Here is a 19,138-nt window from a genome sequence, read left to right on the forward strand (position 1 = left end):
GCCCCTGAATACCGCATGCAATAGGCGAATCCGCCATCCTGAATGCCGTTTAAAAGGGACTCAGGCACCATCATATGTGCCAGAATGTAAACAAAGGTAAAAAATGATTTATGCCTATCTCACTTATTAATCACTCTTTTTTCCTGATTACTTGCAAAAAATTACATTCATGTACTATGTTTTCTCGCTGCGGTTAAGAACGCTCTATCATTAATGTCACTGGCCTCTTATAGCTTTCTCTTCCTTTATTTCCGTTAACCTCGCTGACTGGCTGCGAAAGCTATAGGTCGTCTTCATTTAAGTAGTTTGAGGAAAATATGGATACAAACCGTTCATCGTCACCCAGGCCTAAAAAACATTTCTGGAATAAAAAGCAAAAAAAACTCACGGTTGATGACATAACCGTTATCGATAATGACATGTTAAAACGCGCTGTCGGTGCCGCCGCATTAGGTAATGCCATGGAGTGGTTTGACTTTGGCGTCTACAGCTACCTGGCTGTTATCATTGGTAAGGTCTTTTTCCCCGATGCCAATACGGCAATTCAGTTGATCGCGACCTTTGGTACCTTTGCAGCGGCGTTTTTAGTCCGCCCACTGGGCGGTCTGGTATTCGGTCCGCTGGGTGACCGAATCGGACGTCAGAAAGTGCTGGCCATCACCATGATCATGATGTCGATAGGCACATTTTGCATCGGCATCATTCCATCCTATGCCTCAATCGGCATCATGGCACCCATCCTGCTGCTGGTGGCCCGACTCGTTCAGGGATTCTCTACCGGTGGCGAATATGGCGGTGCAGCAACCTTCATCGCAGAGTATTCGACAGATAAACGTCGTGGTTTTATGGGAAGCTTCCTGGAGTTCGGTACATTAGGCGGCTACCTGCTGGGTGCCTGTCTGGTGACCGTAATGACGAGCTTTATCTCATCAGAAGCCATGATGTCCTGGGGCTGGCGCGTGCCCTTCTTTATTGCCGCGCCCCTTGGCTTGTTCGGCCTGTATGTGCGTTTGAAACTCGAGGAAACACCGGCTTTTAAACAACATATGCAGAAGCAGGAGGAGCTGGAGCAGAGTAAACCGCGCCTGACGCTCTTCAAGATGTTAAGTAAGCACCGCGTGCCCATGATGAAGTGTATCGGGCTGGTCTTATTGTTTAACGTTTCCAACTACATGCTGACCTCGTATATGCCCAGCTATCTTACCGGCGTACTGGGTTTACCTGAGCTCAGCGGGCTGCTGCTGGTAATGATCGTGATGTTTGTCATGATGCCGTTAACGCTGATGTGGGGCCGCTGGACCGATCGAATTGGTCGTCGCCCGGTGATTGGCTTCGGTGCAGTGGGCCTGATCCTGCTCGCTATCCCCAGCTTTATGTTGATCGGTTCACATAATATGTGGGCAGTCTTTGCCGGCCTGCTCATACTGGGTATTCTGCACACCTGCTTCAGTGGCACCATGCCCTCAACGCTACCCGCGCTTTTTGCCACTGATATTCGTTACAGTGCACTGGCGATCGGCTTCAATCTTTCGGTTTCACTGTTTGGCGGCACCACGCCTTTACTTACCGCATGGCTGGTTGATACCACGCAAAATACCATGATGCCGGCGTACTACATGATGGTTGCAGGGGTGGTGGGATTACTGACGATTCTGACGGTACGTGAAACGGCCCGTAAGCCCTTAACCGGCTCTTCTCCTGCTGTCGCAAGCGAAGCCGAAGCCCAAAGCCTGATTAATAAAATGGACAGAAAGGCTGAATCCGATCGACCCGCGCCAGCTGACGCGAAATAATCCGCCGTTTTCATCCAAAACACCCTGTCCGCAGGGTGTTTTTTTATGTGTACATTCAGTCTAGTCATTACCAAACCGGGCCACCGAGCTGGCCGCACCCAGGGCATGTCCTTTGAGTTTCTTCATCAGCTCGTCATGAGTCAAACCCGGTTCAAGCGCAGAGGGTGCAAGATCCGTGGCAATCAGCACGAAGTTATAGTGGTGAATGCCTGAACCGACAGGCGGACAGGGGCCGTAGTAATGGGCGGTGCCCGGTGAGTTTTTCCCACCCGTGTAACCTTTCCCCGTTGTCAGTTCACCCTGAGCAAAAGCACTGCGTTCAGAAGCAATGTTGTAAGCCACCATATGACTCACCCCGAGACCTTTAGCCCCCACGGGATCGGTCATCAGTAAGGCAAAGCTTTTGGTACCGGCCGGACTCTCTGACCAGTTAAGTTCGGGTGATACGTTTTCGCCGGTACAGGCCGCATTACTTTTATTCGCACCGGCAAATTTTTTATCTAACAAGCCATTATCGCTGAAGTCTTTCGACTGCAGGGTTAAAGCCAATGCAGCAGGACATAAAAAGATTAACAACAGATAAGGAAATTTTTTCACCTGATACTCCTGTGTTATCGAGAGGTTATCCTGGGACGAGAGCGAAATTCATCCAATCCACAGTGAAACAGTATATGTCTCAAAACCCGACAGAGAAGTGAGACAGGAGCCCACAGAAGAGAGGAGAAGAGAAATAAAAACGGCAGTTCGCCAGGGGCGACAGGCCTTAAGGATCGGCCTGTGAAGGGGAATAAGGCTTATTTTACTGTCATCTTTCAGGGTGAAATCGCCAGTATTTAGCGCCAGATTGCCGGTAGCAAACCGGTCTGACGCCTTTTTTTTATTTACACAAAAGGCCTGATACTTGATCTGAATCACAAAAATCCGCATGATCTGCATCAAACATTTAAACAGGTATTGAGGCAAAAATGACACTTTATCAACACATGCTGGTCTTCTATGGCATTGTTGCCTCGGTAGCGGCACTCATCACCTTCTTTATCGCCAAAGACAAGCTCAGCATCAAACTGTTGAGTGCTTTTCTGGTTGGTGCAACCTGGCCTATGAGTTTTCCGGTAGCATTAATGTTCGCGCTATTTTGAAATTTCTCTCCTGTAGGTCAGATACATCGCTACCTGCTGGGCGGTCTTCACACTGCAATAAGACACCTTCACCAGACAATTTTGCATAACCTTCCCTTGGCGCAACCGCTGCCCTGTACTGTTCTGCAAAACCCGCTTTTTCTTGCAAGCGATGGCTGCAATCATCGCCACAGCGTGCCGTTCCGATAGACGCCTTTTGTCATACACCGCACTTGCTGACGTCGCAAGATACCTGTTTTGGCAGCGCGCGATCGCCCGCTACCGAAAGGGAAAATCGTAGGGTAACAGACTGAACCTCGTGAAGTTTTTACCCCACCTTTATTGTGAACCCTGGTGTGTTATTTCAGCATAACGGGCCGTCAGTTGCTTCAGGTGCATTTCCAGTTGAGACCGGGCAGCGACAGGTAAAGGTTCGCCCGCAGGATGTTGTGACAATGCCCGCAGTTGCTCTTCAACCGGTATGGATTGGTTAAAGGACTGCATAGTGGAAAAAACCACTGATTTCAGCTCGCTGACCGTCATGTATTTTCCCTTTTGTTCATCAAGTCCGTTCAGTCTGTCACTCAGTTTTTGGAGTGACATCATTCCCTGAAACCAGCCATTTAGCTGCTCTGCTGGCAAAGCGGCAGCATAGCGTTGTTGCTGCCATTGCTGCGCCAGCGGTTTCGCCTGCTCTGGCCATAGCGCCTGAGCCTGCTCTACAAGCTGCCGACTGTAGTCAATGTTCCAGCCTGGCGAAAGTTGGTCCAGACGGGTCAGTTGTTGCTGCGTCTGTGCAATAAAGTCCTGCGGCAGGGGAATCTGCTGACGCAACCTAATCACCTGTTCAGGCGTGAGAGTGGCAGGTAAAGGCGCCAGGGAGGCGGCAAGCTGAGTCTGTAACGGGTCAGGCCGGTGAAGATCGTGCCAGCCCCACACTGTGGCTGTGCTTATTACCAGCATGGTACTCATCCCGGCAAGAAAGGGTTTCCACTTTTTTACCGGCGCCGTTATTGCTGCCAGTACGTCCACATTGGCCTGGTGTTCCGGCTGCGCAACGTACACCCACTTCACTGAGCTACCTGGCCCTGAGGAGTTTTCAAATGGCCCGCCAGCCTGAGAACCTGTTGATATTCCCGCGTCCTTCACCAGGGGGGCAGGCAGCACGAAACCTGGCTGACTCGTCGCCGTTGTCGGGATTGTGTCATCGCTGTTTTCCAGCCGGACAGCACTGTTGTGCATCAGGGTACGCAACGTATCCAGCTGGCTGAGATGTTTTAGCTCCAGACGCTGCAGCACCTCCACCATAACGGTGAGACGTTGCTCTGCCCGATACAACTGACCGAGGTCGCTGTAATTCAGCGGGAGCGAGCGCATCCGTTGCTGCAGGCGCTGGCTCAAACTGCTGAGAATTTCCATTCGGGCGTGAACAGGCTGCGGCCAAAGTGCGCACCACTGATGGCTGATCAGCGCCTCCAGTATCGCCAGACCTTCATTGAGGCCGAATAATCCGGCAAGTTGCATACGGGCAAGCGTATACCAGGCCGCGCTCTGCAACTCCACACCGTTCTGCTCAAACAGTGAAAGGCAGAGCTTTTCGACATAGAGCCAGTTCACATCAGGCCGCGCCGGATGTGACAGCTTGCTCAGTTCATTGCGCAGGGAAGCATAATCCGGCAGCGTGCGCGGGTCGCCACCGGTTTTGATTTTACGTGGAGTAATGTCATTCATGACCAGTTGTCCATTTGACGTGTCGGTAGCGGTGGAAAATATTGCGGTTTCGCTTTCTGCGTAGTCGGAACGCTGCAGAGACTGTCGCGCGGCCAGATTTGCGATATGTTCCCTTTCGCGCGCGGCCGCACCATCGCGGGAAATCCTGGGGCTGTGAACGGCGCCATATTCAGCCCGGTATCTTTCAGCCAGGCATCTATCGGTTTCTGAAAATGCACCACGCCCGGGCGAAACTCAGCGAGACTGGCCTGACGCCCGGTGACGACGGGATTGGATGTACCGTTTTTTGAGGAAACGTGAGGGTACTGACAGGCCGTTATCAGGCTTCACAGACGGGTTAAGGTATCAAGATACTGCTGTTGCTTAAGATGCCTCAACAGGACCCGCCCCTCTGGCATAAACTCGGTGCCGTAGCGCACCAGTCCTATACCTTTGAGTTCAGCGTCAATGGCATAGCGCAGCTCTCCGGGGACTTTCTGTTCCAGCATGACAACCGTTATTTTTTTCAGACGTGGCTCATACTTGAGCAGAACTGCAGATAAGGTGCCCATCATTTCATGGGCCGTACCTGGCATGCCTTGCAGGATTTTCGTCATGTCCGGCAAACCGTAATCCGGCAAATGCGCCAGCGTTCCGGCGCGACAGTTGAGGATTCGCTGCATGTTATCCAGCACTGAGAGGATAACCTGGTTTTCCTCACTCACCTGATTGAGGCTCAGACCACCGGAGAAATTGCCGGCGAGTAGCTCATACAGTGAAGGGGATTGATGAAACTGAGGCATTAGTCATCCTTTGGCGGTAATAACTGCAGATAATGACTCCCGGCTTCAATCACCCGCGCCTCGTCAGGATCGAGTGCTTCGCGGTCAATCGTCAACTTCCAGGTATTTTTCACCGTATCCGGATCCCGAAACAGCCCGGCAACCGCCACGTATTTCGCGTCGTCTTCCATGGCCATATTCAGCGAGACATCACCACCGGGCTTCAGCACGACATCACGAGTGGCAAGTAGATCCCCCCCAAGCGTCGTTTCTCCCTCATTCAACAATTGCTGATAGACGCTGCTGTCGAAGGTTTTGATGTCTTTGAGCTGATAAATGCGTAGCACTACCGATTGAGACAAGGCGTTGTTCTCCCGCGCGTCCGTATTGAGGGCTTCGCGCGCGGTGAAATCCAGATGTAGCATTTTAATCTTTTTATAAAACACCGCGCTAAAGGCCGATTTGGTCCCATCGCTGACGCTTTGGGTCAGACCGCAACCGGAAAGCGCGATTGCCAGCATGGGTAACAGCCAGCGTGCAGATTTAGTCAAACTTGTATGTAACACGTTGGTTTCCTTGTTGTGGTGTCGCGGGCAGCAGGCCGGTGTAATAGCCCAGTTCCGTCGTAAAGGTTTGCGGAATATCCTTCGGGAGAGCTTCGTCTTCCGCGCCCAGTACGCCGTTCATCCCAAGCCAGAAAGGGCCTTCGCCGAGGGGCGGCGCGGCCAGCAGCCGGGTGCGGGTGGTCAGGGTAATTTTGGCCTTGAATCGCCAGCCGAGATAAACACGCAGCATCACCAGAAAGTCTTGATAAAGCAGACCGTCCGGTTTCCAACCCTGCGACTCCTGTTCGTTATCGGTAGACAGGGCGATCAGCAGTTGACTGTTGGCATCCATCGCCTCGTCGCCAAGCGGCGTGTTGCCGTCCAGCATAAAATCGTTATCACCGTGAAAGCCCAATGGCTGGCTGACTTCTACCGGTCGCAGGCAATACGGGCTCACCTGAACCCTGGTATCAGGTGCCAGCAGGCTCACCAGTGCCTGCATCCCCTCTTGGGTTTTACCGGGCTGTTGCAGTACGCCCAGCAGTGACAGAAAACGGGATACCGGTGTGGCGATATGCTCAGCGGTGCCCGGTATGCCCAGCCCCACCAGACCCAGCAACGACTGGGAAATGCTGTCGGTTCCGCCCGGTTCAAAGGTGGCCTGGTAAGCGTACTTTCGCCAGATGCGGTAAAACTGCGTCAGGATGCGGTGGCTGAAGATATCCAGAAAGTCCTGCAGCACATCATGCCCTTCCCGGCGCTGGCTGATGTCATCGAGATAGGCCGTCGGCAAAGGGGAATCGACACCGTACATCCCCATAAACGTCGTGCGGATCAGCGGTGGCTTGCTGTCATCCTCCTCGTTATATTCGACAGCCTTCAGTTCGCTGGCCGGAAAACCCATCCCTGGATGCGGCGCAAACCGCACCGGATCGTCCGCGGGGTGGCTCGTTGACCCCATCAGCGGCCTGCCCGGATTACGCTTCTCCAGCAACTGGCAGAAGCGGTAAAAGTTAATCCGGGTAAGGTCAGCCTCCAGTCGCGGGGTCAGCCGGGAATACGGCGGTTGTGCTTCTCTTGCCATTCCAGACGTTCTCCGTTTGGTTGCAGGATGATGATCAGACGGTTAAACAGATAGATATCGGTGTAGAGCGCGAAGAAACGACTCAGCATTTCGCCAAACAGACAAATATCGCCACGCCCGGCAAAACCGTGACTGTCCAGGGTCACTTCAATCTGTACACCGCGCACCAGGTAACCCTGCTCAAAGCGTTCGGTTTCACTGTGCTTAACTTCAATGATCGCTTCCAGTCGACGGCGGTTCATCTCACTGTCGGTCCATTCATAAAGCGCCAGGGTACCGCGCAGCACGTCAGCATTATCCATCATCGACAGGAATCCGCTGCCGAGGTGGCTCAGCACTCGCCAGTGAAAACGGTCCTGCGCCGGTGGATAACAGGGCAGCGTAGGCGCACACAGGTTACGCACGGCGATACGGGTCGAGGTGGTTTTCATCACCGTATCGAGCACGGTGCTTTGTAATGCACGACGCGGCAGCTGGCCGTTGGTGCCGGTGAGCGTCAACGACAGGCTTTCGTCTTCCGGCACTGTGTGGTTATCGAATGCTTCACCGCCGAGGATAAGCCAGGTGTTATGCAGCCCCGACGGGCCACGGCGAACGCGGGTGTGATAGTAATACTCCGGTGCATCATGACGCATCATCCCGCCTTTGTGACGGAAGCTGGAGAACGGCACGTAAGTATGCTGGCTCGATGACATCACCGAATCCACAGCGTAAATCTCGGTGTGCCCATCCTGCACACGCATCGGCCGCAGCAAGTATTCGGTCTGCAGGGCGTTGAGCGTCAGCGGGTCAGATTCCAGCGGGAACAGATTAATCACCGGCACGCAGTTCAGGCGCAGATGCTTTTCGGTAAAGCTGAAGTCATGCTCCCAGCGTTCTGCCAGTACCACGTCGATCTCAAACCAGGGAAGCTCCGCCGGAAAGGCCACGCTCTCGAGTCCGCGCAGACCTGTGAACATGAATTTTTCGCGAAAGGTGAAGTACTCCAGCAGCAGCTGATAGCCGCTAAAACTACTGCTGCCCTTGGGCCACAGGTCGTCGTGTTCACCAAAGCCCAGCGCGGTAAAATGCCCGTCGAGCGCGTTGCGGTCCACTTCGCCAGGCAAACGCAGCCACAGTCGCGCCACATTCATAGTGAAGGCTTCGTGCATGGCGCAGGCCAACGGCGCGTCGGCATTGAAATAGAGCGGGACGAGGCTGAGGTCGATGCGCGTCCAGTCGGCCAGCGCGCTGCAGTTAAAGCGCAGGCTGATGACCGAACGCCCGTCCGGATCCGTTGACAGGCGGACGTGATCCAGCGACAACGGCTGAAGGGTTATCTCTTTGGTGGTGGAGTACCGACAGCGCGTGCCCTTTTCACCGATCGGCCGTGAGCTCACCTCGAAACCTTTGACGATACGCATCGGCTCTTTCATCTCGCGCCAGTCAGGAGTGAACTCCACCACTGACATCGACGGAATGGTGCGCAGATAATGCGGCCACAGCAGGCTGACCAGCCCTTCAGTCAGTTCCGGCAGGTCATCATCAAGCTTTTCACGCAGACGGCCCATCAGAAAGGCAAAGCCCTCGAACAAACGCTCCACGTAGGGATCGCGCGCGCCCGCTTTATCAAGATTAAGCATTGCCGCCTGCTCGGGGTGAGCGCGGGCAAACTCTTCGCCCGCTTCCAGCAGGTAGCGCATTTCAGCGTCGTAGTAACGCAGGGTTAAGTCATCCATAAAAACCTGAATAATTGTGTTTTAAAGGTATGCGTGATTACCCGCAAAGCACCGCACTGCTTGCCGGATCGAGCGCAATCAGACCGGACAGCAGTAAGTCCATCTCAGGCTGAAGCCGCGCTTTATCGCTTTCGCTACGGCTGGCTTTCATGCGCAGCAGTCTGAGTCGACGGGATTTCACTTCAAACAACAGTGCCGGTGTCCACTGCGTGAGCGTGATGGACTGCGCGGCACTGTCGAGCTCTTCCAACAGATGCAGGGCAAGTTCATTCTTTCCCTTCTGCTCAGCCACTCGGGCCATCAGCAAACGCAGCAACCATTTGTCTTTCGTGGCGTCGGTGCCCGGACGGGTCTGCAGCCAGTGAAGTGTGGCATCAAGGCCGTCAGTGTCCGCTTTCTCCAGCGCTTCCGGTTCAAGTGCCAGGATACCGTTATCTGTCTCACTGACGGCACTGACCGGTTCATCACGCCAGCCCGGCGTATCGTCGAGCATGCTCTGATTTATCCAGTTCAGCGTGACTTCATCGGCAAACGGCGTACCGTCGTTGAAGGCCAGCGTTTCAAGCCCGATAAGGCGACGCAGCAGCCCTTTCAGGTCGGCGGTGATAATATCGGCAAAGATGTCCTGACCCGACTTCACCAGGGCCTGATGGATATACCACTGCAAATCCAGCCAGAGATGATTGGCACCGCGCGAAAAGGTGCTGTCCGCCTGCTCCAGTATCTCCAGCCAGCTCTGCTGCAGGTACAGGCGTTTGAGCATCGCCCGCTGGTCAGCGCGCGGCGGTTCGATTCGGGTTTTCCCCTGTGCATCCGGGGCAGGAATACTGTGCAATGTGTCATGACGCAGGCTTTTCATCAGCCGGTGTGCGGCAAGCCAGCCATTGGGTTGTTCACGCAGATACGCCGTCAGTGTACGGGCCTGGGCCAGCAGATCCTGACCGGACGTGATACGGCTCAGTAACGGTGCGTCAGGTTCGGTGATGTGTGAGGGGGCCTGCAACTTTGCTTTATTAGCGGCGTTTTGCGGGACCACGGCATCCATGCCACCGGCTTTCATCAGGCGAGACTCCAGCGCGCTGTACAGGGTATTCAGTTCTGGGCGTGACGCTTCCGGCTCGGTCTCCAGACTGTCGCGAATAAGCAGCAGTGCGCCGGCAGTGCGCAGGGCATCGTCGCGCACTACTTCCGGCCAGAGTGACAGGCTGTCCAGAACGCGGGAGCCTGCGAGCCACTCCAGCGCCGGTTTACGGCTCCGCTCACGCTGAGGATGAAGCTGCGTTCCATAGCGCTGTAGCAATCCCGCCAGCAGTTCAAGCCCTTCGGCAAATCCGTTTTCCCCGTCCTGGTGCAGACGCGCCCAGCAGTAATAGGTGGCAATCCGGATATCTTTGGCTGTGGTGGTCAGCAGTTTTTCAGCAAGTGTGCAAATCAGCCCGGTATCGATGCCGGAAAGCTTATTGACCTCCTCCCGGATACGGAGAAAATCATCGTCATAGCCGGGGTCTTCTCCGGTCGGACTGGCGTCAGTTATCGGAGCAAGCCAGGGCTGCCAGTTTTCTGTGTGTCTCTGCGCCTGTTGCTGCAGCTGGGCATCGTCAGCCTGACAGGCCACGATCAGATTCTGTAGAGTGCTCATGGTTCGATTCCGTCTGCGTCACTGTTTCCTGTGTAAGCTATCAGCGCCCGATCGGCAATCGCGCTGTCAACACTGAATATCTGATCCGGCAGCGTGAAACCGCGCAGGTCCAGCAGCGCCAGCGGACCGTTTTCGTGCTGAGAGCGCAATACCCACTGCAGGGTCCGGCCATCCGGCGCGGTAAAACTCATCATCCACCGGCTGTGGTCAAGCTGCTCCCGCCTGCCCTGCTCCAGCCAGCGGATCAGCCCCCAGGTGCCGCCGTAGTCACCGAACAGGCGCGCACCGGCGTTGACCGTGGTCCAGGTCAGCATGGTCCCCGGCCTGTACGTCTCTCCCGGCCAGCGGAAACGCTGCCAGCTGGCCATCTGGTTGAAGTAGTGCAGCTTCTGTCCGTCAATGGTCAGCTGCGTTTCCACCACCTGCGGTACCGGGCGCGCCTGCAGCTCAAAGCTGAGCCCCTGACTGCCGTCGGTGAACAGAATGTCTGACAGCCGGCTCAGCTGGTTAATGGCCCGCAGGAAGGCCGGGTTAAAGCTCAGCCCCTGGCTGTTGACCCTGTCCGGCACCCACTGGCTGCCCTCTCTGTGCAGCACGCCGCTGAGCTCCGTTGCCAGGAAGCGCTCAATGCGTCCGCTGTCCTTGCGCACAAACTCAGCCAGCACCGGCAGGGAGGCATCACTTTTGCTCGCCGCAAACGGGAAACGCCCGTTAAAGGCGGTGTGCCAGTCCGCCACCACGGACCGGCTCCATTTGTCATTCAGGCCCGCCGCCGACGGCCCAAGCAGGCTCTCCCAGGCCCGGGTCAGCGGCTGCACAAACACCGTGCTGCCAAACCCGCTCCACTCTTCCCCCAGGCTTGCCGCAATCAGACTGCCGTACTGCCGGGTGTCGGTCAGGTCCACGCTTTTGCCCTGAAATACGGTCTGCGCCAGGGTCTGCATCATCGCCTGCGGATCGGAGGTGCCGGCGACCTGCTGCACGCGCAGCCGCACGCGGGTGATGCGGGTCAGATACGTCTGCAGGCTCAGCGAGTTGTCAGCCGACATGACGTTACTGCCCGTGTTTTTACCCAAAAGCTGAAGCAGCGGACCGAAAGTTTCATCCAGCGGCCCCCGGGGACCTGTCGCTGACTGGTCAATCGTAGGTTTGTCTTTTCCAGCAACCAGCTCTCTGGCCGATTTGATGATGGAGTCCGAAAGACCTTCGCTTTGCTGGCCGGTCTGCCCCTGCCAGGCGAGGGTATTCATCAGGGCTATCAGTGGCGACTGGCGTATATCACTCATCAGTGTCAGCTGGTCGGTCACGTCTGCAATATTGTTCGCCGGGTTAAGACGCAGGCTGTTCAGGAAGCTCAGCCAGCTGCCGGCAAAGTCGGTGAAGTAACGCTGCGTCAGGCGCGCCTTCAGGGCCTCCGGCGACAGGCCCGCGGAGACGTCCCTGCCGGAATCGCTCAGCACCCAGTCGATTTCATCCCGGCGTGAGTTAGCAGCCTTATCAATCGCCTGCTGAATGCCGCCTTCCCAGGCCTGGCGGGTGAACATGCCCGGCACCACCTCTTCGGTGATGAACAGTCGCCGCGCATCCGTTCCGCTGGTCATGTCTTCAAGAGAGACATCGGCAAAGTTACGGCGCAGGGATTTGAGCATGTTTTCATACAGCGTGCTTTCCGCGTTGCGGCGTCCAATCTGCTGCAGCAGCACCTGGCGGCTCTGGCTGACCAGCTGCGCATCCGGCGTGATTGTCCACTGCGGCTGTTCAGGCAGTTCGGTGATATAGAAGGCCCATAAATCAGGCGACAGGCTCTGCCACAGGCCGGTGGAAATACCCGTTCGCGTCGGCTGCACGGCTTTCAGGGTCCGTGCGTAGTGCGCGCCGTCGGCTTTATCCGGCCGGGCCATCATCAGCCAGGCTTTAAGCTGGTCATAACCCGGCTTCGCCAGCTGTGCACGCTGGTCGCTGTTGGGGGCAGTGTTTGCCAGTGCGCTGAGTTTCTGTGTCAGCGCCTGATTCGCCGGGTCGCGTATCAGGCGGTTGTTCGCCACGCCGTACCAGGGGAGCACCGCACCCAGCAACTGCGCATTATGGTCCAGACCAAAGCGCTGATACCAGGGCGCACCTACCTGAATATGGTGCTGCAGGCGACCGGCTTCGTTGCGCAGCCTGTGCAGGGCCGTCAGCTGGTCATCTGATACGGCAGGATGCGCCACCAGGGCATGCGCCTGCTGCGCCACAGAGACAATCTGCTGGCGGTTGGCCGCAAACGAGAGCAGGGTTCCAGCGCCCCAGATACCGATGATGGTCATAAGTGTCCAGGCAAGGGTCTGTTCCCACACCATACCGACACGGCGGCCACGCACGCGGGTACAGTCATCCACAATGCCCTGCCAGGTCACCGGCAGCGTCAGCGCATGGCGTTGTGATGCCGGGATATATTTCTCAGCGCCGGCAGGTGCAGCACTGGCTGTTTCTTCTGCGGTAGAGTCGGGTTTATTCTCCGGCAGGCTGAACATCAGGCCACGCAGCGGAACGCGCTGCTGTGAGACGGCGAGCCAGGGCACCAGCTGCTGAGCCAGGCGGGCGATACCGCCGTCCTGCAGCTGCCGGCCCAGACGCAGGAGGAAGTCGTGGCCGTTATTCTCCAGCACCTGACTCATCCCCTGCGCCCGTAGGGCCGGCAGCATCCGCTCAAGCTGACGGACAATGTTGTTCTGGTCTGCGCGCAGCGGAAAGGCTGCCCCCACCGCCTGATCTGGACGTTTTGCCTGCGACCAGCTGCTGTCGCACAACTGCCACAACCAGACCGGCGCAGAATAACGGAGCAGTTCACTGATTTTTTCCAGTCCGCGAAGGTCATTGTCACTAATTTGCGGGGTCAGGTTAAGCGACTCGGGCATGACCCGGACAATCCCATCCAGTGGACGCCCACGGCGCAGTTTACGCAGCGCGGTATACTTTTCTTTGTCCGGTTCAGCCGTCAGACTGCCGCCGTGAATCAGCACGGTACGGTTGCCTTCCAGCCACTGACTTTCCTGAAGGCCTGGTACCAGTTGTTCGATTGCGGCTTCGTCGCCGGTGATCAATAACAGGCGGACTTTTGGGCGCCAGAAGAGGTTGTAACGGCGTTGAAGATGTTTTTTTAGGCTGGGGAAAGGCTGAACCCTGTCTCCATCCTTAATGTCGAGCTGGCCGATTTTCTCTTCAGGAATCTGAGGCTTATAGACTGTCTGGTTTTTTTTAAGTCTCCATCGCCACCAAACAGGTGAAATAATCAGGCCAAGGAGCAAGATAGCAAAAACGCCTCCCCAAATTGTCCAGAGTTTCTGCGTTGAAATCCCAATGCTATTCACACTGTCCTGGTTAATAAAAAGTACAAAAGCACTTATTCCAGCCAGACCAATCAGCAGAAGAAAATATCCCCATAAACCATAGTGAACATTTGGTAATCCTTTTTTTTCGGTCATGCGTAAAGCTCCCTGGCAATCAAGCAAAGTGTCCCTGTTTGCTGTGACGTGTGATTAACAAGCAACTGATCCTTACCAGTTATGTTGGCGGCTTCGACTAGCATGGCTAAGGAGAGTAGCAATGCCATTTCTCCAGGCGGACCAAAGGAGAGATCGACAGAATGTAGCGGCCTTTTTTCAGGCAGCGGCCACTTATACCTGTTTGCGTATTGCATGATTTCTACTGAAGTTTTTTCAGGCGCGCCTAAAAGCCAGACATATTCCAGAAATTGCTTGTCAGGTTGAATATATTCGAATAGCATATCTAACTCATTAAAGAGTTGCCCTGCTTCCAGCGGCATCATTCGAGATATACCAGCAATAACAGGCAGTGAATGCTGACGAGCGAAGTTGGGTGAAGCAATAAGCTGAGCAGAAATAAATTCACTTGACTGCCCGACATTGCTGGAAGACCAGTCCTGAAGGCAAAGGATTAATATCAATCCGTCAGAAATTTTTGCATCATAGAAAGACGTAAAGATTTCCGTGGTATCAGTTGCCGTAGGGATAAGATCCCACTGCTGATAAACCGCCTCACTGCGATATTCATCAAAACTTCCCAGTGCCTGAAAAACATAAATTGAGTGTAGAAAATGACGATACCCTGGATATTGCAGCTCCAGTTTCCAATCTACCTCCTTCATTAACGTCGGAAAACTATGCGATGAGTGGAATAATGGACGTGCTTTTTTTGGGTATGCTGGCACCTTATCCAATTCCCCCAACAGTGCTTCCATTCCTTTCTCTTCCGGGGAAAATAAAACATTGCCCACTACGGCAATCTGTCTCCGACTCCAGTCCCGCCATTCAGCTTTGGTTCGTTCTGTTTCAAGTTTCCACATCTGGCTGGCTACGACAGACTGTTCATAGCGATTTAACATTGCCCCGAAGAGACATAGCCAAAAAAACAATGAAGGCAGGATACCGTAGAAGAAAATTTTAGCGTAGGTTTTCGCATTAAATAGTTCCACACTGAAAACAGATCCTAAAGCTAGCATCAAAAGTAGTAATATTATCCATAACCAATACGTTGGTGCTGGAAGTGATTTTTTTTCAGGAATATCAGATATAGGCCATGCCATATTAAACTCGATATTAGTATGTTTATTTAAAACCCAAAAGTTAAGGTCAGGATAATTATAAGTAACGTTCATAACCTTGGGAGAATTACGATACTCACAAACACATTAAATAAATCAACAAATCAGGCATTGCTTAAGCAATATCACTGTGGACATTAATACTCCGTGGCGATTTATTTTTACATGAGTTTATTCCAAAATAAACAATATCAGCTTACCCTTTCATTTATTGATGAGTAATTCTAAAAACTCACCCATAACATTTCAACTTCACTCCATAAAAATATGAATCCAGCAGGCGTCGGGGTGAAAAAGAGAATCTCCATTTACTTAAGATATCTTCAACTATCAAGGCCGGGGAGATGAGCTACTGAGACAATATATTTAAAATCATCTTCATCATAGGAAAAAGCCTAATAGTGCTGAGAAGAAATAGCATTCAATTAGCTTACCCACTAAACTTCAATATTTCAAATTATTAATATCAGACTCTCTGTCGCTCAGAACCGAAATTTACGCAACTCTTACCTTGACTCATATCCCTTTTCTCTTTTCTCTTTTCTCTTTTCTCTTTTCTCTTTTCTCTTTTCTCTTTTCTCTTTTCTCTTTTCTCTTTTCTCTTTTCAGTTACTATTATTTAAAAAATCAGGCTAACCGCAATGTCTTTACTTTTAATTCAAGAGATTCAAAATTGGCAGCGATTTTATAAACACACCCATAAATATATTTATCTTATAAATTGCTTAATAACATATCCATAACCACGTAAACCAGATTTTTTACCGAATACTTTCCAATTTAATTACGTTGGAATTTTGCTGATTTAGTTTGGCAAACAGTAATTAAACCGGCTACAACAGGCAGAAAAACAATAATCTGCATTGGAGTTCATATTATTCATCAGATACACGCAGCGTTTGAAATAATTATCGTGAAAAGGGATAGTTTAACTTCCTAAACTATGCCATTGTGTTCTATTTTAGTTAAATCATGAATTCATGACATGCTTCAGTCTTTTCAAATCGATAATGGATTTTTCAAATATACTCGCATATTCCTCAGGCTTTAGAGTAACTATCCTGAATGCCCGGAATAAACTTTGCCTGACAGGGGCAGGAACTAAAACTATCAAGTGACCCCGCCAAAATCTGACCTCCGTTGAATGTATCTGCTGCTCCGCCTAAGATTTTATAAGTCCCCGAGTGCTTTCCGCAGTTGACCATATCTCCTTCTCTTGCAGCAGAAACGCCATACCACTGAAAAGTAGGATCACCGGTCAGGATTTTTCCACCGCACGTAGTGCTGTCACCTACTCTTAAAAAATATCCAACGCTCATAGCGGATCCTTTAATTTAAAAATTTCAGAAGAAAATGAAAAGTACTTCTAATTCCACTAGCGGTTACTTATAGCGCAGGGAATTCACCAGCCTGTCCCAGATTTCAATCATCTGCGCTTCGCTGTACCGCGTTTTTTTATATTCACTGGTGAGACCAATTTCAAGCTTTGGCTTATCTGCTGTGGCATCACGCTCATTGGCCTTAAAATCAAAATCATAAAATGTGTTCTTTTCATCTTTTCCCGTTGCCGTATTTCTGATGGTTTGGGTACCACCAAATAACCATGACTCTGCAGGAATACCGTTAGGAGAGAGTGCCAACTTTTTAATCGTATACTGGTTTGATGTCTTAAGCGCCTCATTAATTTCCGCGCTACGGTTAAACAGGGTATCCTCTGAGCCGGGATATTTATTGTTTGTATACACGCCCAGGATAAAGTCATCATTTTCATAACTGAATGTAATTTTTTCCAGATGCTTCCCACCATCATCCCGGATAAATCCATTCGGAATACACACGCCTCTGGCAGACGGAATATCCTCATCTTTTCTGCCACTCAGCCGTGATATCAGAGACTGCATGGCGGCCAGTTTGGCTGGTTTCTCATTCATTTGAGCCTCGGAAAAACCAGCCTTAATGTATGTTTTTTTCCTTTCCATATATTTTTGGTCAGATAAATCAAGTATTCCCGCTGTGATAACAAAAGCTGTCATATTGACATATACATGTGCTTCTAAGACTCTTCCAAGATCGTCCTCACCTGTAATATTTCTGTCAAAAATAACTCCTTTACCATCCGGTAGCACAATTTTTTCTTTTATAAATGGCGCATTTACAGACTCATTTTCAGGTTTATTAATGGCATCATGCAACGCCTGCTCTCTTAACTGCACCCGCTGCTTAAACGCGGGTGGGTAGAGCGGTTTGCTTTCAATTTTAAAGTCATCGATAAAAATCATATCGTGAAGCTTGTTGTTAAACGACTCGGGAACCTCAATCACATAGCGCCCGATGCACTGAGGTTTGGTTTGCGCAAACAAAGTATTTATCACTGAACTGTCCTTCTGCACTGGTGTAAATGCCATAGCCTGGGCAATAAAAAGCATGCTGCCCGCTATAAAAAATGATGCTGTAAGCTGCCAAATAGTTTTCATGGGATGGGGATCTCTTGAACCATTTTCACAATGGCCCTGAGGGTAAACTGCAGTGCTGGCCTGGCCTCAATATCCTTCAGGCTGCCGACATCGTAGGCTCCCTGATGATCAACGTCGGTTGCCAAGACGCTTTTGATTTCGCCGTTACGGCAAATGGCGCTCAGCGATTCCACCGGCACCGTGCCATCTCCAGGCGTTTTTGATGGGGTGACCACGTACATTTGAGAACGATTATAAGGCTGGGGGATCTCCCGGTAGTTGTTAGGCAACTTCCTGTCACTTTCGTGCATATTTTTCGGGTAGGTGATGGAAGTTCTTTTCCACGTTAGGGTGCCGTCGGAGGCGATTTTATGGCCATAGAAGGCATAAGTATTAGGGTGATAGCCATTATTATCCAATTGAGAAATAAATTTACGAACAGGTTTATCCACTAAATTTACATAGGCAATCCAGTTACTCTGACTGACCGCCTCATCCTTATCGATAATGTCGGACTCATACAGGCGATACCAAAGGGTTTTATTCAGGTATATCTCACCGAAGGGATCCCGGGTCTGTGGCAGTTTTACATCACTGCCGTCTTCTCCGGCCCCCTCCACGGTCAGCCAGGGCGCCCCGGAAAGGTATTTCGCTGAGGGTAAAAGCTGAAGCGGCGCAGGAGCCCTGGCCAGCACCGGCATCAGTTCCTTCGCGGTGTTACCCAGCACGGCCCCAGCCAGACCTTCCTGTTTTGCACCCACCTTCATACGGCGGTATGCCGCAGGAGAACCGAGGTCGGGGATCACACCATGCACTATCCCCAGAATCTTATCTTTGGCTCCGCAGACCTGAGACGCATAACGTGCCACCAGCCCGCCCATGGAGTGAGTGACGATAATGACTTTTTCCTGCCCGGCGGGAAAGGGCATGCCGTAGCCCCAGTGATTTTTGTAGAGGTTGATCGTCCTGTCGATAAAAGCTACCAGCCCTTCAGCCGAGGTTTTATTATCCTGCAGCCAGTTGTAGCCATAGACGTGAACCGGGAATAAAAAGTTCTGGAAATGGTTCAGTTCCTCCGGGGTCAGGACGCATTCACCGGTAATTTCAGCATATTTGCTCTCAGACAGAGATTGACCGACCAGCTGACGTAGTACGCCCTTTTTTTCCGACGCTGATTTGCCATAGTTAATAAGAGACTGCTGCCAGTCATCCAACAGTGCGCCTTGTAAAACACTTAAAAATTTACCGTAGCTTAAGGATAAAACCTCCCCCCAGCCCCTCTCCCGTCGGGTTGGAAATAATGTCCCGTCATCGGATAACGGGGAATATATGCTCTGGTGGATATCCCCACGGTTATCCACCTTTGTGGCGTCAGGATTAAGCAGTTCTCTTCGTTCAGCGCCCTCCTTTCGTGCCCATTTCAGAAATACCCCCACCAAACTATCGCCACGCCAGATATCATTTTCTTTACCTCCGTCAGTACTCATCAAATTCGTCCCCATCACGCCAGGAAGGAAGATAACGGGGATCGCTTTGACAGGCGGCTGAAGCAGAACGGCTTTAGCATTCTCTGATTTTTTTTGATTCTGTATGCCGGGCCAGTGGAGTTTTCCGTTTTCATCCCACTCCGGCTTTATGCAGGTCATAAAGGGGCTGCTCTCATTGCCCGTAGTATCTTCTTCTACCATGAATT

At 52.2% G+C, this 19,138-nt stretch carries 14 protein-coding genes; 2 read left to right on the forward strand and 12 right to left on the reverse strand.

The genetic code is table 11. The features are described from left to right. The first annotated feature begins 317 nt into the window (after nucleotides 1–317). The gene (proP, locus tag AAIE03_RS21860; RefSeq protein ID WP_013027960.1) at nucleotides 318–1,793 is read left to right on the forward strand and encodes a glycine betaine/L-proline transporter ProP; all 1,476 of its coding nucleotides are present in this window, start codon (nucleotides 318–320) and stop codon (nucleotides 1,791–1,793) included. Nucleotides 1,794–1,853: 60 nt separating this feature from the next. Here the strand turns inward: proP and AAIE03_RS21865 are convergent, their stop codons facing one another. Beyond that, nucleotides 1,854–2,390 (reverse strand): YbhB/YbcL family Raf kinase inhibitor-like protein, encoded by a 537-nt coding sequence (locus tag AAIE03_RS21865; protein ID WP_019105898.1) that lies wholly within the window; start codon nucleotides 2,388–2,390, stop codon nucleotides 1,854–1,856. A 368-nt stretch (nucleotides 2,391–2,758) separates the two neighbouring features. On the opposite strand from AAIE03_RS21865, the gene AAIE03_RS21870 reads away from it, so the two are divergent. Next, nucleotides 2,759–2,932, forward strand: coding sequence for a GhoT/OrtT family toxin (locus tag AAIE03_RS21870; protein ID WP_014333244.1), 174 nt, complete (start codon nucleotides 2,759–2,761; stop codon nucleotides 2,930–2,932). Nucleotides 2,933–3,250: 318 nt separating this feature from the next. Here the strand turns inward: AAIE03_RS21870 and AAIE03_RS21875 are convergent, their stop codons facing one another. The 11 genes from AAIE03_RS21875 to AAIE03_RS21925 all read right to left on the reverse strand — a co-directional run bounded on the left by AAIE03_RS21875 (nucleotide 3,251) and on the right by AAIE03_RS21925 (nucleotide 19,133). Continuing rightward, on the reverse strand, nucleotides 3,251–4,642 hold the full coding sequence (locus AAIE03_RS21875; protein WP_498563199.1) for a VasL domain-containing protein: 1,392 nt from the start codon (nucleotides 4,640–4,642) through the stop codon (nucleotides 3,251–3,253). A 326-nt stretch (nucleotides 4,643–4,968) separates the two neighbouring features. Beyond that, nucleotides 4,969–5,424, reverse strand: coding sequence for a type VI secretion system baseplate subunit TssE (gene tssE / locus AAIE03_RS21880; RefSeq protein ID WP_013027964.1), 456 nt, complete (start codon nucleotides 5,422–5,424; stop codon nucleotides 4,969–4,971). Continuing rightward, entirely contained in the window at nucleotides 5,424–5,969 is a 546-nt protein-coding gene (tssJ, locus tag AAIE03_RS21885) for a type VI secretion system lipoprotein TssJ (RefSeq protein ID WP_498563200.1), read from the reverse strand. The genes tssE and tssJ overlap by 1 nt, the downstream gene beginning before the upstream one ends. After that, complete coding sequence (gene tssG, locus AAIE03_RS21890) at nucleotides 5,947–7,032, reverse strand: type VI secretion system baseplate subunit TssG (RefSeq protein WP_498563201.1); 1,086 nt, start codon at nucleotides 7,030–7,032, stop codon at nucleotides 5,947–5,949. The genes tssJ and tssG overlap by 23 nt, the downstream gene beginning before the upstream one ends. Next, complete coding sequence (gene tssF / locus AAIE03_RS21895; RefSeq protein ID WP_210448559.1) at nucleotides 6,996–8,750, reverse strand: type VI secretion system baseplate subunit TssF; 1,755 nt, start codon at nucleotides 8,748–8,750, stop codon at nucleotides 6,996–6,998. Before tssF ends, tssG begins: the two co-directional genes overlap by 37 nt. Before the next feature lie 37 nt (nucleotides 8,751–8,787). Further along, on the reverse strand, nucleotides 8,788–10,389 hold the full coding sequence (gene tssA / locus AAIE03_RS21900) for a type VI secretion system protein TssA (RefSeq protein WP_498563202.1): 1,602 nt from the start codon (nucleotides 10,387–10,389) through the stop codon (nucleotides 8,788–8,790). Continuing rightward, nucleotides 10,386–13,853, reverse strand: coding sequence for an ImcF-related family protein (locus AAIE03_RS21905; RefSeq protein ID WP_498563203.1), 3,468 nt, complete (start codon nucleotides 13,851–13,853; stop codon nucleotides 10,386–10,388). The genes tssA and AAIE03_RS21905 overlap by 4 nt, the downstream gene beginning before the upstream one ends. After that, nucleotides 13,850–15,046, reverse strand: coding sequence for a KPHS_23130 family T6SS system protein (locus AAIE03_RS21910; RefSeq protein ID WP_498563204.1), 1,197 nt, complete (start codon nucleotides 15,044–15,046; stop codon nucleotides 13,850–13,852). The genes AAIE03_RS21905 and AAIE03_RS21910 overlap by 4 nt, the downstream gene beginning before the upstream one ends. Before the next feature lie 986 nt (nucleotides 15,047–16,032). After that, nucleotides 16,033–16,311 carry a PAAR domain-containing protein gene (locus AAIE03_RS21915; protein ID WP_032495728.1) on the reverse strand — a complete coding sequence of 93 codons (279 nt, stop codon included), beginning with the start codon at nucleotides 16,309–16,311 and terminating at the stop codon, nucleotides 16,033–16,035. A 63-nt stretch (nucleotides 16,312–16,374) separates the two neighbouring features. Next, entirely contained in the window at nucleotides 16,375–17,466 is a 1,092-nt protein-coding gene (locus AAIE03_RS21920; protein WP_498563205.1) for a Tli4 family immunity protein, read from the reverse strand. Then, a complete protein-coding gene (locus AAIE03_RS21925) occupies nucleotides 17,463–19,133 on the reverse strand; it encodes a lipase family alpha/beta hydrolase (RefSeq protein ID WP_498563206.1) in 1,671 nt (556 codons plus the stop codon). Before AAIE03_RS21925 ends, AAIE03_RS21920 begins: the two co-directional genes overlap by 4 nt. Between the last annotated feature and the right edge of the window lie 5 nt (nucleotides 19,134–19,138).

This window comes from Pantoea sp. Ae19-2 (assembly GCF_059801205.1).

Coding starts and splice junctions, on each gene's coding strand:
- proP (WP_013027960.1), top strand. CDS start 318: ATGGATACAAACCGTTCATCGTCACCCAGGCCTAAAAAACATTTCTGG.
- AAIE03_RS21870 (WP_014333244.1), top strand. CDS start 2,759: ATGACACTTTATCAACACATGCTGGTCTTCTATGGCATTGTTGCCTCG.
- AAIE03_RS21875 (WP_498563199.1), bottom strand. CDS start 4,642: ATGAATGACATTACTCCACGTAAAATCAAAACCGGTGGCGACCCGCGC.
- tssE (WP_013027964.1), bottom strand. CDS start 5,424: ATGCCTCAGTTTCATCAATCCCCTTCACTGTATGAGCTACTCGCCGGC.
- tssG (WP_498563201.1), bottom strand. CDS start 7,032: ATGGCAAGAGAAGCACAACCGCCGTATTCCCGGCTGACCCCGCGACTG.
- tssF (WP_210448559.1), bottom strand. CDS start 8,750: ATGGATGACTTAACCCTGCGTTACTACGACGCTGAAATGCGCTACCTG.
- tssA (WP_498563202.1), bottom strand. CDS start 10,389: ATGAGCACTCTACAGAATCTGATCGTGGCCTGTCAGGCTGACGATGCC.
- AAIE03_RS21905 (WP_498563203.1), bottom strand. CDS start 13,853: ATGACCGAAAAAAAAGGATTACCAAATGTTCACTATGGTTTATGGGGA.
- AAIE03_RS21910 (WP_498563204.1), bottom strand. CDS start 15,046: ATGAACGTTACTTATAATTATCCTGACCTTAACTTTTGGGTTTTAAAT.
- AAIE03_RS21915 (WP_032495728.1), bottom strand. CDS start 16,311: ATGAGCGTTGGATATTTTTTAAGAGTAGGTGACAGCACTACGTGCGGT.
- AAIE03_RS21920 (WP_498563205.1), bottom strand. CDS start 17,466: ATGAAAACTATTTGGCAGCTTACAGCATCATTTTTTATAGCGGGCAGC.
- AAIE03_RS21925 (WP_498563206.1), bottom strand. CDS start 19,133: ATGGTAGAAGAAGATACTACGGGCAATGAGAGCAGCCCCTTTATGACC.